Origin of the sequence: Zwartia panacis (genome assembly GCF_030410395.1) — a bacterium.
Classification (GTDB): Bacteria; Pseudomonadota; Gammaproteobacteria; order Burkholderiales; family Burkholderiaceae_B; genus Zwartia; species Zwartia panacis.
Genome location: NZ_JAUHHF010000011.1, coordinates 13,273 through 28,331 on the forward strand (window position 1 = coordinate 13,273; position 15,059 = coordinate 28,331).

The window sequence follows — 15,059 nt, forward strand, 5'->3', positions numbered from 1 at the left end:
TATTTATTTGTCTGTTTTTCTTTGCACAACGATCCCGTCATCCAACAGCGCTTTGATTTGTGCTTCAGTCAAACCATACTCAGTCAGCACCTCACAGCTGTGTTCGCCCAAAGTCGGAGGGCCATAGCGCACGCGTGATTGGGCATTCCGGTCCCCCACTGCGAGACCAGGCATCTTGACAGTCCCCGCGATGGCATTGGGCGTCTCAACGATCAGACCGTTATGTTTGAGTTGTGGCGAATCCATGACCATGTCGTAATCGGCGATTGGGCCACAAATGATGTCTTCCGCTTCCATGAGTGCTTGCCACTCTGCCGACGTCTTGGAGGCAAGCAATACGGTGAGTTCTGTCATCAGCTTTTTACGATTCGCCACTCTGAGCGGAATTGTCGCAAAATCTGGGTGTGTAGCCAGGTCAGGTTTGTTCAAGAGTTTGCACAACGCGGGCCAGCGGTCATCGTGATAGGCCGCAATCATGATCCAGCCATCCTTGGTGGGATAGGCTTCGTTGGGAGCGGAGTAGGGTGCAGCTGTTCCAATTCGAATCGGTTTTTCGCCGCTTGACAGATATGAAGCGATGGCGGATTGCTGAAACATGATCGCACTGTTGTAGAGCGACATATCGAGGTGCTGTCCCAGGCCTGTCGATTCCACGACGCGTAACGCAGCCATGACAGTACTCGTTGTTAAAAATCCTGTCACCATATCCACTGCGGGAACCAGTACTTTCATCGGAGGCGAGTTTTCATCGCCGATGTTGCTCATCAGACCTGAGACTGCTTGGACGATGCCATCCACACCTGGCTTGTCGCGCCATGGTCCCGTTTGGCCGTAGGCGGAAACTGAAGCAAACACGATTTTTGGATTGATTGCGCGAAGCGCCTCGTAGCCGATTCCGAGTCGATCCATGACACCTGGACGAAAACTTTCGAGAACGACATCAGAGGTTTTGGCCAGTTCTTGAATCAGTGCCGCGCCACCAGGTTTCTTCAGATCAACAATCAAGGAGCGTTTGTTTCTGTTAAAACACATCGACACAACGGATTCACCATTTTGCCAAGGCGGACCGAGTTTGCGGCCGATATCTCCGCTTGGGGCTTCAACCTTGATCACTTCGGCCCCCATATCACCCATCTGCATACCCGCTAAGGGACCAGCGCCGATTTGCGTAAAGTCGAGGACGCGCACGCCCTCTAATGCCTTGTTAATCGAGGGCATTGATTCAGACATAGTGCTCTCTATTCAGTTTTAGTCGAGTTTCAGGCCAATGTTTTGAATGGCTTTCTGCCAATACGCGAGATCTTTTGTAATCAGCGCAGACATTTGCTCTGGATCCAGATAGCTCTCGACAAATCCTTGACGCTCCAACTGCGCTTTGGTCTGAGGATCCTTGAGTGCATCGCGAATTGAGGCGGAAATTTTTGCCACGATATCTTTCGGTGTATTAGCGGGTGCCAACACTGAATACCATAGGGGAACGTTATAGCCTTTGAGGCCACCTTCTTCGATTGTGGGGATATCAGGCATCGCGGGGGAGCGCTGAGGCGTGGAGACCGCAATAGGACGGACTTTACCCGATTTCACATGTTGGTCTAATGAAGCCATTGTGCCAAGCGTCGCCTGTACCTGACCACCGATTAAATCCACAATGGAAGGGGACGTACCCTTGTATGGCACGTGCGTTACTTTGACGCCCGCATCGAAATTAAACACTTCAAAAGCGATATGCTGAGGAGTCCCCAGGCCAGGTGTGCTGTAGTTCAACGATCCTGGCTTGGCTTTTGCCAGCGCAATGAATTCCTTCAGGTTTGTGGCGGGCACTTCTGGATGAATGGCCAGGAGCATGGGCACAGAAGCAACCTGCGCGACAGGCGCGAAATCCTTGGCAATATCAAATGGAAGCTTTGAATAGATCCATGGATTCATGGTGACCTGGTTCGAGGCGATCACAATGGTGTATCCGTCCGGAGGGGATTTGGCGACAAAGTCCGCGCCGATATTGCCGCCCGCGCCAGCTCGATTATCGATCACGACTTGCTGACCAAGGATCTCAGACATTTTTGGAGCCAGCGCGCGTGCCAGGATATCGTTACCGCCTCCGGGCGGGAAGGGCACAACAAAGCGAATGGGTTTGTTAGGGAAGGCCTGTGCTGCGGACTGGGCTGTGGTTTGCGCACCGACTAAAGACGAGCTTAATAGCGTCGCGATAGATACCGCACATAACATTATTTTTTTCACGTTTGTCTCCACTCTGATGGTGTTTGAATGTTGGATACATTCAATTTGACATATTAGCGAAAATTTTCCGATGCGCTATAAAAATGAATATAGTTTCTGCCAGTCGCTTTTGATTCATACATCGCGATATCTGCTCTGTTGAGCAGCTGGTTTTGATTCAATTCTTTGCCTAAAAATAATGTAATACCGATGCTGGCGGTACAAGTGTGCCAGGGACTGGCGTTTTCTTCGTGGGCGTTGCCACTCTTGATGAGATAAGGCTCGGAAACTGTTGAACGAATTTTTTCGGCGATATGAAGTGCATGTTGCCGGGCAACGCTCTCGTCGTCCGACAGCGATTCCAATAAGATTACAAACTCATCTCCACCCAGACGCGCGACGGTATCGATTTCTCTTACACAGGACGTCAGTCTGTGTGCAACATCAATCAAGAGCTGATCGCCTGCAGCATGACCGTGCTCATCGTTTAGAGGTTTGAAGTTGTCCAGATCAAGCATCAGCAGCGCGCCATAGAGTCCGCTTCGCTGGCTGGTCGCCATGGCAAGTGTCAAACGTTCGTTGAGTTTCTGGCGGTTGGGAAGCTGGGTCAGCGTATCGTGCAACGCAAGCTGTTCGAGTCGAAGCTGCTGCTGTTTTTGCAGACTGATATCAGAGAACATCGCAACGAAGTGGCGGATTCCGCCATCGTCCGAATGTACAGCGCTGACTTTGAGTTGTACCGGAATCGTATCCCCTTCTTTGCGTTTGAGTTCAATCTCTCCCGCCCAGTGACCGATCACCTGCAGATGCGAAAGGATCTGATCGAATAAATGAACATCATTGTCTGTAAACCCAATGGCTTTTGAGCTTTTGCCAATCACTTCGTGTTTTTCAAAGCCAATGATTTTTGTATAGCTTTCATTGACGTCCGTGATGACGCCTTCGGGATCGGTCAGAACGATGGCTTCGAGTGCCGCGGTAAAAACGCTTGCGGAGATTTTTAATTTTTCTTCTTGCTGTTTGCGTAAACTGATGTCACGGATCAACATCAAGGTAAATGTTTTACCTGCCCATTGAGCATGACTGATGGAGAGCTCAGCAGGATATTGTGAACCATCTTTGCGTCGGTGTACGGTCTCAATGACTGAGCTGTTGAGCGCGAGTTGATTGATTTGCTCCATATACTTGTTCGAGGAGAAATTGCTATCCCAGTCAGATATATTGAGACGCATCAATTCAATCTCACTGTAGCCAAGCATCCTCAGGATTTGTGGGTTTGCTTCCAAAATTTGGCCATCTTCGCTCAAAACCAGCACGCCATCCGTCACGCTGTTGAATATTGCTCGCCGACGCGAGGCTTCGTCACTGATGACTTGCTGAGCTGAGATTTGGTCTTTTTCCTGTCTGGTAATGATGTCGAGCAACTCGTTGACGTTGATTGCCAAGGCACCAAGTTCATCGCGTCTTTGGATATGATCGATGCGCGCGAGTCGGTTGCCTTGTCCAAACTCACTCATGACTTCGATGATGTCTTTAATTTTTCTAACGATTGCACGCCCAGCATTCAGGTAGGTAATCGAGATGATCAGCATGATCAGACCGAGCATGGTACTGACGATCGCTAAAAGCAACCACGCAGTGTCTGTGTAGGGCGCCAGAGGAAATCCCACCGCGAGAGCGGCGATCATTTTCTCGTCTCCGTTTGTGATGGGAGAGACCGCAAGTCCAAAATTGATCCCGCCAATTTTTTGTGTGCCATACCTGTTAGGATTGGTCACTGAATAGTCATTGGGGCTTAAATCTGGCTCGAGTATTGCAGCGTCCGAGGCCAATGTTTTCAGTCGGCTATTCACGATGCTTTGATCGTCGACAAATATCCCGACAAATCCCTCTGCTTGGTCAGGTAGTTTGCCGGCAGGGTAGATGATTTCTCGCATGTGCTCGATCAGCACAGTATTTTGATTAATGAACAGGCCACCCATTAATACTGCGTCTTGTTCTGTCACCGACAATGGGAAATGCGCGGCAGCGTTCAATAGAGTGATTTTGACTGTCGAGTCTTTATTGATCGCGATCAGTTGTTTGGCGCGAGCTGGCGATAACGCGAAAAGTTGTCCAAGCGTGAATTGTTCGAAACCGGAACTTGCAACACCGATTTGTGCTTGTTTGATGACATAAGAATCAGGTACGCGTTCGTGGTCAGACACGGCGCTACTGGAGCCCAGGACAGTTCCATTCCGATCAACAATGAGTAAAAAGTCGAATCCACTGCCTCTTAGCGTCGCGGAGAGTGCCTGATCGATTTCATGTCGCGCGGTTTTTTCCTGAACGAGTTTGGTCACGCGTTCAGACTGAACCAGGTCTGTGATCCGGGATTGAAGTTCTTTTTGTACGACACGCAAATAGTTTTGCGCGCCTGACAAGTTGCTGTTGAGTTGCCCCTGAACGAGTTCGCTGAGCTGCGCACTACCGGAAATGCCGAGAGACAGTAAAACGATTGGAAACGCGAGCAGCAAAGGCATCAGTCCGAGCCACAACAGCCTGAAGCGCAAGGAGTGGCTCCAGGAGTGAGACAGGCGACGAAAGAGGGATTCGTGACCTTGTGAGCCTTTGCGCCCTGTTTTATGGATGATGAATCGCACGGAATTGATAATTCATTGACGCGTTCAGAATGCCTTGCATTTTGGTATTTATTATCACAGGGCTTATTATCCTACAATAATCTTAATATTGCCTTGTTGGCTTCTAAAAGTGAATGATGGAAATGAACCCGATTGCTCGCAGACTGTTCGCCCTGATTTTGGTTTTATTTCTTGCTGGTTGTGGCAAACAGGAGCCGATATTGGTTGGTTTTATCGGAGGATTGACTGGACCCAATTCTGATAACGGGCAGGCAGGCCTCAATGGCGTGACTTTAGCAGTCGAGGAATTCAACCGCGAGGGGGGTGTGAAAGGTCGCTTGGTCGAGCTAATCGCCAAAGATGACGGCCAGAGCAAGTCTAAAGCTGAGGCCTCCACCCAAGAACTCGTCGATGCGAAGGTTCAGGCGATTATTGGACCCTTTACGAGTGGAATGGCGGAAGTTATCGTTCCGATCGCAGGAAAAGCCGGCGTGTTCGAGGTCAGTCCGACGATTACCTCGATGGATTTTTATGGAAAGGATGACAATCTTTTCCGGATTAATCGCACAACCAGAGATAACGCGATTGATTATGCGAAGTTTCTGGCAGGGCAAGGAATCAAGCAAATTTCGGTCGCATATGACCTGAGAAACAAAAATTTCACAGAATCCTGGCTGGCAGAATTTAAAAACGCAATGATCGCCCAAGGCGGGCAAGTTGTCGCCGAGGTTTCATATGAGTCAGGTAGCAATACGCCATTTGATAATGTGATGGAAAAGATGCTGATCGCCAAGCCACAGGGATTATTGTTCATCTCTGGCGCGCTGGATGTGGCGCGTCTGGCCCAGCAGGCGCGTCGTCAAGCTCCCGAGTTACCCATCATCGCATCTGAATGGGCCGCGACAGAACAATTGATCGATCTGGGTGGCAAGGTCGTCGAGGGATTGATCATCGTACAAAACTACGATCGTGATGACACATCCAACCGCTTTAAACAGTTCAGCGAGGCATATTTCAAACGCTTCCAGCGCTATCCCGGCTACAGCTCGGTATCCGCTTACGATGCGGCAACGGTTGTCTTGCAGGCGCTGAAAAACCAAAAGAAAGGCGAAACTGTGAAAGAGGCTGCTTTGCGTAGCGGACCGTATCCAGGTTTACAGCAAACGATTGTGTTTGATAAGAACGGCGATACACCAAGAAAAATATTTTTTACGAAAATCACTGACGGTCAGTATAAAAAAATTGAGTGATTTCGGTTCATAGCGATATCGCCCTAAACGTCAAGTTCATCCTGGGCGCAACGGGACGTTTTGTTTTCACCAGGCTATGCTGCCAAAACTGTTGAGTGGGTGCGTGCATCAGCAGCACACTGCCGTTTTCCAATATCAACGAGACATTTGTTTTGTCTGTTTTGTGTTTGAAAGAGAACTTCCGTTCTCCGCCCAGGCTCAAGGAAGCGATGGGGGCCGACTGATCGAGTTCGGGCTCATCATCACTATGCCAGCCCATCCCTTCGTCGCCATCGTGATACAGATTCAGCAAACAGGAATTGAATTTCCATTGCGAGATTTTTTCGAGCTGATTTTTGATGTGTAACAGTTCAGGGGTCCAGGGTTGTGGTTCTTTTTTCACACCTGAATATTTGTAGGAGCAGCCTGCGTCCCCGACCCACGCAACTTTTCTTTTAGTGGTGACAAGTTTTCCAAACATATAGATTTGATCGACGCGCCAATCCAGGGAGTCAATCAATGCGGAAAACAGCTCAGCGCAGCGGTCAGATTCAAAAATCGAGGGAAAGTAATCTGCGCGTCCATCTTTTGATAGCACGGTCAGAGCATTGCTTGAGTCAGTCGTTTCAAACAGTTGAGTTTGCATACTGGCATTTTAAGCCTATAGTGTTGTTGAATAGACAGTCATGACCAAAAGTTGTAGGATCGAAAAAAAACTGAGTCAATGCTTTAAATTTTTTGTAAAGCCGCATGATCAACGAGGTCGACGCATGAGCGCAGTATTGGTAATTCATGGTGGCGCAGGAGCGATCAGTCGCGCCGCCATGACGACGGATAAAGAGCGTGAATATCATGCCGCCCTGAAAGAGATTTTGTTGACGGGTCAGGCTGTGTTAGCGCAGGGTGGTTCGGCACTTGACGCGGTGACCGCCGCGGTCGTTGGCTTGGAGGATTGTCCCCTGTTCAACGCCGGACGCGGGGCGGTCTTTACGAGCGAAGGCACGCACGAACTAGATGCGTCGATCATGGATGGTGCGACCCTCAAGACTGGTGCCATCGCCAATGTCCATCACGTCCGTAATCCTGTTCGCGCCGCACGCAAAGTCATGGAAGTGAGCAAACATGTATTTTTTGTGGGTGAAGGCGCAGAGCGATTCGCCCGCGAGCATGGTCTCGAGATGGTTGAGCGCTCTTATTTTTCAACGCCTGAGCGCTACGAACAGTTGTTACGTGTTCAGCGCGAAAATCCTGAAGCCGCCGTGCTTGATCATGATGGCCAGACAATGGTCGCGCGGCAAATTGCTGCGCCTGCACATCCACTGGACATGGACAAAAAGTTTGGTACGGTCGGAGCGGTCGCGCTTGATCTGCACGGTAATCTTGCGGCGGCGACATCGACCGGAGGCATTACCAATAAACAAGTTGGAAGAGTTGGCGATGCACCCATCATCGGGGCAGGATGCTATGCGAGTAATCAAACATGCGCGGTTTCCACCACCGGTACGGGTGAAATGTACATACGCAAGGTAGCAGCTTACGATATCGCAGCCAGGATGCGATATGCGGGCTCTTCTTTGGAGCAAGCGGCCCATGCTGTGATGTTCGAGGAGCTGCCATCGATCGGCGGGAAAGGCGGCTTGATCGCGGTCGATTCTCAGGGAAATATTGTCTTGCCTTTCAATACGGGCGGGATGTATCGCGGTTTTGCGCGGGTCGCGCAAACGCCTGTCACCGCCATTTATCCTGATAGCCAGTGACCCTGCACAATCAACCCGAAAAAAGTGTTCTTGAGGTCAATGATCTCAGCGTGCGCTTCTCGACCTCCGAACGTGTGGTGGATGCTGTCCGGCATCTCTCATTTCATGTGGATCGAGGTGAAACTTTAGCGATTGTGGGCGAGTCAGGTTCTGGAAAGTCCGTGACTTCCCTGGCGCTTATGCGCCTGGTCGAGCACGGCGGTGGAAAAATCATCGATGGAGAAATGCGTTTACGCAAACGCAATGGAGAGGTGATTGATCTTAGGAGAGCTGATGCATCCATGATGCGCTCTGTTCGCGGTGCTGACATGGCGATGATTTTTCAGGAGCCCATGACATCGCTCAATCCAGTCTTTACGGCCGGAGAACAAATCGCCGAGTCCATTCGCGTCCATCAGGGTAGTTCAGCTGCAGCGGCTCGTGCGGAAACGCTTCGTTTGCTCGAACAAGTTCGTATCCCTGAAGCCCGCGCAGTCATGGGCCGTTACCCGCATCAGCTTTCAGGGGGCATGCGTCAGCGCGTGATGATCGCGATGGCGCTGGCGTGTAAGCCAGCACTTCTGATCGCCGATGAGCCCACGACAGCTTTGGACGTGACGATTCAGGCGCAGATCCTTCAGCTGATTCGTGAGCTACAACACGAAATGCACATGGGGGTGATCTTTATCACCCACGATATGGGTGTCGTGGCCGAAGTCGCCGATCGTGTGTTGGTCATGTATCGTGGAGAAAAAGTAGAAGAAGGTGCGGCAGTGCAGGTGTTTGGTGCCCCCAGGCATCGCTACACGCAAGCACTTCTCTCCGCGGTTCCACAACTGGGATCCATGCATGATACCGACGTTCCGGCTCATTTTGCATTGACCCTGATGGAAGATGCGCCGAAAGCAGAGCCAAGGGTCAACGCGTCATCGTGCAAGTCGATCAACGCTTTGCCCTATCGTACTCAATCCCCGATCTTGAAAGTCCAGAATCTTGTGACGCGATTCGATGTGCGTTCAGGAATCCTCAATCGTGTTCGTCGTAAAGTACACGCCGTCGAGCAGGTTAGTTTCGATCTGTATCCGGGTGAAACGCTCGCGCTCGTTGGCGAATCAGGTTGTGGAAAATCTACGCTCGGTCGATCACTCCTTCGTCTTGTGGACGCTCAGTCCGGAACGATAGAGTTCGATGGTTCGGATGTAGTCTCTCTTAAACATTCTGCTCTTCAAGCATTAAGACGAAATATTCAATTTGTTTTTCAGGATCCTTTCGCTTCGCTCGATCCCAGGCTGACGGTTGGATTTTCGATCATGGAACCGTTATTGGTCCATGGCATCGCGACGCATGAACAAGCCCGTCAGCGAGTTTCCGATCTTTTGCAGCGTGTAGGGCTCGCACCTGAAATGGCCGAGCGATATCCTCACGAGTTTTCCGGCGGTCAGCGCCAGAGAATTTGCATCGCGCGCGCGTTGGCGCTTAATCCCAAAGTCGTGATTTCCGACGAGTCTGTTTCAGCGCTGGATGTTTCAATTCAAGCGCAGATCATTAATCTTTTGATCGATTTACAACAAGAGCTCGGCGTTGCATTTTTATTTATTTCGCACGATATGGCTGTGGTCGAGCGTATCAGTCACCGCGTTGCAGTCATGTACCTAGGACAGATCGTTGAGATCGGTCCGCGCCGCGCGATTTTCCAAAATCCTCAGCATCCCTACACCCGCAAACTGATGGCTGCCGTCCCGATCGCTGATCCGACACGTAGACATTTGTCCCGCGAGTTGCTGTCAGACGAAGTGCCCAGTCCGATCAGACTGTTGCACGATGAGCCAGTCGTTGAACCTCTGGTGTGTGTGGGACCGGATCATTACGTTGCCCGACATAAAGTTGGCGGTCTCTACTAAAGGGTTGCCAGGCTTTATTTAAATGTTTGCAGTAAATGGTTGCAGTTAATTTATGTGGTCTATCAGGAGATTGTGATGGCGTTTAAAAAATTTGCGGTGCGCTCACTGATTGGTGCGACGATGACTGTGGGTGCGCTGTTCGTATCGCCCACCTTTGCTGCCAAGGATGTGACGTTTGCGGTGTCTCTCGCACTAGAAACCCTGGATCCTTACAATACAAACAGCACGTTGAACCAGGCTGCCGGAAAGGCTTATTACGAAGGTCTTTACGAGTTTGATAAAGATCTGAAAATGCAACCTAAGCTCGCAACGGAATACAGCGTGAGCCCGGATGGTCTGCAATACACGTTCAAACTGCGTCCCGGTGTGAAATTTCACGACGGCACAGACTTCAATGCCGACGCTGTAAAAGCTACGATCGATCGCGTTTCGAATCCTGAAAATAAACTCGCTCGTTACACGCAATTCAATCGCGTGGCTAAAACGGAAGTCGTTGATCCACTGACAGTACGCATTACGCTTAAAGAGCCATTTTCAGCTTTTATCAATGCGATGGCTCATCCTTCGGCCATGATGATTTCACCGACTGCTTTGGCGAAATATGGCAAGGACATCGGAATGAATCCTGTGGGTACAGGTCCTTTCAAGTTGCTTGAGTGGAAACCTGCCGAGTATCTGCGCGTCACAAAATTTGATGGATACTGGCAGAAGGGTTTGCCAAAAATTGACACGCTGACGTTTAGATTTGTCACCGATAACAATACACGTGCCGCGGTGATGCAAACTGGAGAGGCACAATTTGCTTACCCGATTCCATACGAGCAAATCGGCGTGCTGGGAAAAAACGATAAATTGACCGTGGTTGATGACAAAACATCCATCATGGCGCGTTATGTCTCAATGAATACGCGCGTCAAGCCGTTCGATGACCCGCGTGTCAGGCAGGCAATCAATTACGCGATCAACAAGCAAGCGCTGGCGAAGGTTGCTTACGCGGGCTTTGCGACTCCGATCGATGGCGTGGTGCCGCAAGGTGTCGATTTCGCGCACAAGATTGGCGCCTGGCCGTACGATCCTAAAAAAGCAAAAGAGCTGTTGGCGCAAGCTGGATATCCCAATGGTTTCGAGACAACGTTATGGTCTGCTTATAACGACGGGACATCTGTTAAAGCGGTCCAGTTTCTGCAGCAACAACTCAATCAAGTCGGCATCAAGGCAAGCATTGAAGTGCTCGAGCCCGGTCAACGTGTTCAACGCGTGAATCAGGTCAAATCTCCCGATGATGCGAAGGTTCGACTTTATTATGCGGGTTGGTCTTCATCGACAGGCGAAGCCGATTGGGCGCTGCGTCCATTACTGACAACTCCAGCGCAGCCGCCCGTGATGAACAATACGGCTTATTACTCGAATCCTAAGGTTGATGCAGCAGTCATGAAGGCATTGACAACTAGCAATCGTGACGAAAAAGCCGGGTTGTACAAGGAAGCACAGGAAGTCATCTGGAAGGATGCACCCTGGGCCTTTTTGATCACCGCCAATAACGTTTCTGTTCGTTCCAAGAATCTCTCAGGTGTCTATGTTCAACCGGATACTTCGTTCTGGTACGGTGATATTGATTTGAAATAGGTATTTAAGTCCGATGCTTTCGTATATTGCTCGTCGTTTGCTTGGCATGATCCCCACCTTGTTGATCGTGGTGGTGATCGTGTTCTTGTTCGTGCATATTCTCCCGGGAGATCCGGCCCGGCTTGTGGCCGGATCTGACGCAGACGAGGCGACGATCAATTTAATCCGCAAGGACTTGGGTCTCGATTTGCCTTTACCTCAGCAGTTTTTGCGTTATGTCGAGGATCTGTCACAAGGCAATTTGGGTCATTCTTTACGGACCAAGCGACCTGTTACCCAGGAAATATCCGAACGTTTCATGCCGACATTATGGCTCACTGTCACAAGCATGGCCTGGTCGGTATTGTTTGGGATGGGGATTGGTATCTGTTCAGCTGTCTGGCGCAATCGTTGGCCCGACCGCTTGGGAATGACGCTCGCGGTTTCAGGAATTTCTTTTCCCGCGTTTGCACTGGGAATGATCCTGATGCAGATTTTCTCGGTCCAGTTTGGTTGGTTACCCACTGTGGGCGCGGATTCCTGGAAGCACTACATTTTGCCATCGATTACGCTGGGCGCAGCTGTCGCAGCGGTGATGGCGCGCTTTACCCGTGCATCATTTGTCGAAGTCATTCAAGAAGATTTTGTCCGCACTGCGCGCGCGAAGGGGTTGACTGAAACCAGTGTGGTCTTTAAGCACACGCTGCGCAATGCACTCATACCAGTTGTGACCATGATGGGTTTGCAGTTTGGGTTTTTGCTGGGCGGGTCGATCGTGGTGGAAACAGTCTTTAACTGGCCTGGTTTAGGACGATTACTGGTGGACTCTGTCAATCAGCGTGATTATCCTGTGATTCAGGGTCTGGTCTTGATGTTTTCGATGGAGTTCATCTTGATCAATCTGCTGGTTGACGTGCTGTATGGCGCGATCAATCCCAGCATTCGGTATAAATAGGCTACGTATGCAATCACAATCGTCGCCCTTGAAAGTGCGTACGCCAGTCTCGGAATTCTTACGCAAGTTCATCAAACAACGCCTGGCTGTATATGCGGGTGTTTTCGTCATCTTTTTGATTGTTGCTGCGATCGCGGCGCCTTGGCTTGTCCCCTTTGATCCCGAGAACTATTTTGATTACGAGGCGCTCAATGATGGCCCCTCGATGAAGCACTGGTTTGGTGTAGATTCCTTGGGGCGGGATATTTTCAGTCGCGTATTGATGGGGGCTCGCATCTCACTTGCGGCCGGTTTGATATCAGTCGCAATCGGCGCGGTCGTGGGGACTTTCATGGGATTGATGGCTGGCTATTACCAGGGTTGGTGGGAACGCTTCACCATGCGTATTTCGGATGTGTTATTGGCATTTCCCGGAATGTTGCTTGCGATCGGAGTGGTGGCCGTTCTGGGTTCAAGTATGGTCAATGTGGTTGTCGCGGTTGCCGTCTTTAGTGTCCCGGCATTTGCGCGTTTGGTGCGCGGCAATACGCTTGCCATCAAGCAGATGACATATATTGAGGCGGTACGAAGTATCGGGGCGTCTAATTCCACGATTATTTTCCGTCATATTCTGCCGGGAACGATTTCACCCATCATGGTGTATGGCACCATGAGAATCGGGACTTCCATCATTACAGCAGCCAGCTTATCTTTCCTTGGAATGGGCGCGCGTCCTCCAACGCCGGAATGGGGAGCGATGCTCAACGAGGCGCGCTCGGATATGGTGATCGCGCCACATGTCGCGATTTTCCCGGCCCTCGCAATTTTTCTGACAGTACTTGCTTTTAATTTGTTAGGTGACGGTTTGCGCGATGCGCTAGATCCAAAGATTGATCAAAAATGACAGTATCAACTCCTTGTCCCTGGCGTGCAGGTCGACTTCCATCTGGCGCGTTGGATACGATATGTGATGTGCCTGGCGTCACGGTGGGGCACGCGACACTTGATGACCTTGCCATACAAACAGGTGTCACTGTGCTGCGAGCACACTCCGGCTCTCACTATGTGCATAAAGTACCTGCCGCAGCCACTGTCATTAATGGTTTTGGTAAATCAGTGGGATTGATGCAGCTTGACGAGCTCGGTGTGCTTGAAACTCCGATCGCTTTGACAAATACATTTAGCGTGCCAGCAGTCGCACAGGCGCAAATCGCTCAGGCTATTCAATTGCACTCAGAAATTGGACGCGCCTGGCCAACGGTCAATCCTCTTGTCTTTGAATGCAATGATGGATATTTAAACGATATTCAAGCCATGCGCGTGTCTGCCAATGATTATCAACGTGCGTATACCGCGACGGATCAGATTTTTGAACAAGGTGCGGTCGGCGCAGGTCGGGGAATGTCTTGCTTTGGCTTTAAAGGCGGTATTGGCTCGGCATCGCGTTTAGCGACAATTGATTCGGTTACCTACACTGTGGGCGCATTGGTTTTATCCAATTTTGGTAAACGGGAAAATTTAAGAGTGCTGGGTCAGTCCGTGGGACTGCAACTGTCAGGTTCGGGATCATCGATCATGCAGCCACAGTCTGAAAAAGGGTCGATTATCATGCTACTGGCCACGGATGCGCCAGTCGATGCCAGACAGTTGCGACGATTGTCTGCCAGGGCCGCAGTCGGTTTGGCGCGCACGGGCTCTTATTTTGGTCACGGTAGTGGCGATATTGCCCTGGCATTTTCGACCGCTTACACGATTCCCGCGTTATCCGTTGAACCAATGCCCTCTGTTGCATTTCTTCATGAAACGCGATTAGAGTCTTTATTTGAGGCCGTTGCCGACGCAACCGAGCAGGCAATTCTTTCTTCGCTTTGGTATGCTGAGTCTGTGACGGGTCGATCGGATCATCGCCGCGAATCTCTTCGTACTGTTTTGCCGGGTTGATCTGGGACCCCCTTAACTGCTGGATGCAATCATGAAAATTCTGATCTCCGTTGATATTGAGGGTGTAGCGGGTGTTTTCAGTCTTGAACAAACCCGCGCCGGCAACCCCGAGTATGAACGGGCTCGCAGACTGATGACTGAAGAGGCCAACGCGGCGATTCGAGGTGCTTTCGCTGGTGGTGCGTCAGAAGTCCTTGTGAATGATTCGCATGGCCATTTCCGTAATTTGTTACCTGATTTGCTCGACAAACGTGCCAAAGCCGTTCAGGGTAAACCTCGCTATCTTGGCATGATGTCGGGGCTCGAACAAGGATGTCAGGCTGTTTTGATGATTGGGTATCATTCGCGGGCACAAGGCCGGGGCATACTGGCGCATACGATCAATAGCTTTGCGTTTGCCAAGGTTCAAGTTAACGGAAAAGAGTTAGGGGAGGCGGGATTGTATGGCGCGCTCGCGGGCGAGTTGGGCGTTCCTGTCCTGATGGGATCAGGGGATCAAATTTTTATTGAGGAAAATCTGCCTAATTTTCCTGATGCTGTGTGGGCTCAGACAAAAATAGCCTACGGTCACTCAAGTGGCGTCTCCATGTCACCTGAGGAATCGCGCGCCCTGATTGAAGATTGCGCAAAACGCGCAGTTCAAAGGACAGCGCCTCGGCCTTTTGTCATGACTGCGCCAATTGCTTGTCAGCTCACGACTCAAAGTCCGGCCATTGCGGATTTATTTTGCACCTTACCCATCGTTCGGCGCGTAGATGGCGTCAATCTTGAATTTTCCAGTTCTACTGTTCAAGACCTGATTCGAATTTTGAATAGTTTGGCTGCTATGTCATTTATGTTGCGTTGATTTTCGGCTTGCCAGGGTCAGTCGAGTC

Annotated in this window: 12 protein-coding genes; 8 read left to right on the forward strand and 4 right to left on the reverse strand. The window is 50.5% G+C overall.

From position 1 onward, the window contains the following. Positions 1-3: 3 nt before the first annotated feature. From QWY30_RS12975 to QWY30_RS12985, 3 genes are read right to left on the reverse strand one after another with little or no spacing between them, the layout of a single operon-like run. Positions 4-1,230: a CaiB/BaiF CoA transferase family protein gene (locus QWY30_RS12975; protein WP_290241670.1), complete on the reverse strand. Its 1,227-nt coding sequence runs from the start codon at positions 1,228-1,230 to the stop codon at positions 4-6. A gap of 18 nt (positions 1,231-1,248) precedes the next feature. Then, positions 1,249-2,238, reverse strand: coding sequence for a Bug family tripartite tricarboxylate transporter substrate binding protein (locus QWY30_RS12980; RefSeq protein ID WP_290241673.1), 990 nt, complete (start codon positions 2,236-2,238; stop codon positions 1,249-1,251). 53 nt (positions 2,239-2,291) lie between these two features. Then, positions 2,292-4,769 (reverse strand): diguanylate cyclase domain-containing protein, encoded by a 2,478-nt coding sequence (locus QWY30_RS12985; protein WP_290241682.1) that lies wholly within the window; start codon positions 4,767-4,769, stop codon positions 2,292-2,294. Positions 4,770-4,981: 212 nt separating this feature from the next. Between QWY30_RS12985 and QWY30_RS12990 the strand changes: the two genes are divergently transcribed. Next, positions 4,982-6,088, forward strand: coding sequence for an ABC transporter substrate-binding protein (locus tag QWY30_RS12990; RefSeq protein WP_290241683.1), 1,107 nt, complete (start codon positions 4,982-4,984; stop codon positions 6,086-6,088). A 7-nt stretch (positions 6,089-6,095) separates the two neighbouring features. Here QWY30_RS12990 and QWY30_RS12995 read toward each other — a convergent pair whose 3' ends face one another. Then, positions 6,096-6,713 carry an alpha-ketoglutarate-dependent dioxygenase AlkB family protein gene (locus tag QWY30_RS12995; RefSeq protein WP_290241685.1) on the reverse strand — a complete coding sequence of 206 codons (618 nt, stop codon included), beginning with the start codon at positions 6,711-6,713 and terminating at the stop codon, positions 6,096-6,098. 124 nt (positions 6,714-6,837) lie between these two features. Between QWY30_RS12995 and QWY30_RS13000 the strand changes: the two genes are divergently transcribed. From QWY30_RS13000 to QWY30_RS13030, 7 genes are all read left to right on the forward strand, one after another. Further along, positions 6,838-7,824: an isoaspartyl peptidase/L-asparaginase family protein gene (locus tag QWY30_RS13000; RefSeq protein WP_290241686.1), complete on the forward strand. Its 987-nt coding sequence runs from the start codon at positions 6,838-6,840 to the stop codon at positions 7,822-7,824. Next, positions 7,821-9,704: a dipeptide ABC transporter ATP-binding protein gene (locus QWY30_RS13005; protein ID WP_290241687.1), complete on the forward strand. Its 1,884-nt coding sequence runs from the start codon at positions 7,821-7,823 to the stop codon at positions 9,702-9,704. Before QWY30_RS13000 ends, QWY30_RS13005 begins: the two co-directional genes overlap by 4 nt. 75 nt (positions 9,705-9,779) lie before the next feature. Beyond that, entirely contained in the window at positions 9,780-11,330 is a 1,551-nt protein-coding gene (gene gsiB / locus QWY30_RS13010; protein WP_435433411.1) for a glutathione ABC transporter substrate-binding protein GsiB, read from the forward strand. A 13-nt stretch (positions 11,331-11,343) separates the two neighbouring features. Continuing rightward, positions 11,344-12,264, forward strand: coding sequence for a glutathione ABC transporter permease GsiC (gsiC, locus tag QWY30_RS13015; protein WP_290241688.1), 921 nt, complete (start codon positions 11,344-11,346; stop codon positions 12,262-12,264). Between the two features lie 7 nt (positions 12,265-12,271). Beyond that, a complete protein-coding gene (gsiD, locus tag QWY30_RS13020) occupies positions 12,272-13,147 on the forward strand; it encodes a glutathione ABC transporter permease GsiD (RefSeq protein WP_290241689.1) in 876 nt (291 codons plus the stop codon). After that, positions 13,144-14,184 carry a DmpA family aminopeptidase gene (locus QWY30_RS13025; protein ID WP_290241690.1) on the forward strand — a complete coding sequence of 347 codons (1,041 nt, stop codon included), beginning with the start codon at positions 13,144-13,146 and terminating at the stop codon, positions 14,182-14,184. The genes gsiD and QWY30_RS13025 overlap by 4 nt, the downstream gene beginning before the upstream one ends. A 31-nt stretch (positions 14,185-14,215) precedes the next feature. Beyond that, positions 14,216-15,031 (forward strand): M55 family metallopeptidase, encoded by an 816-nt coding sequence (locus tag QWY30_RS13030; protein WP_290241691.1) that lies wholly within the window; start codon positions 14,216-14,218, stop codon positions 15,029-15,031. Positions 15,032-15,059: the final 28 nt, after the last annotated feature.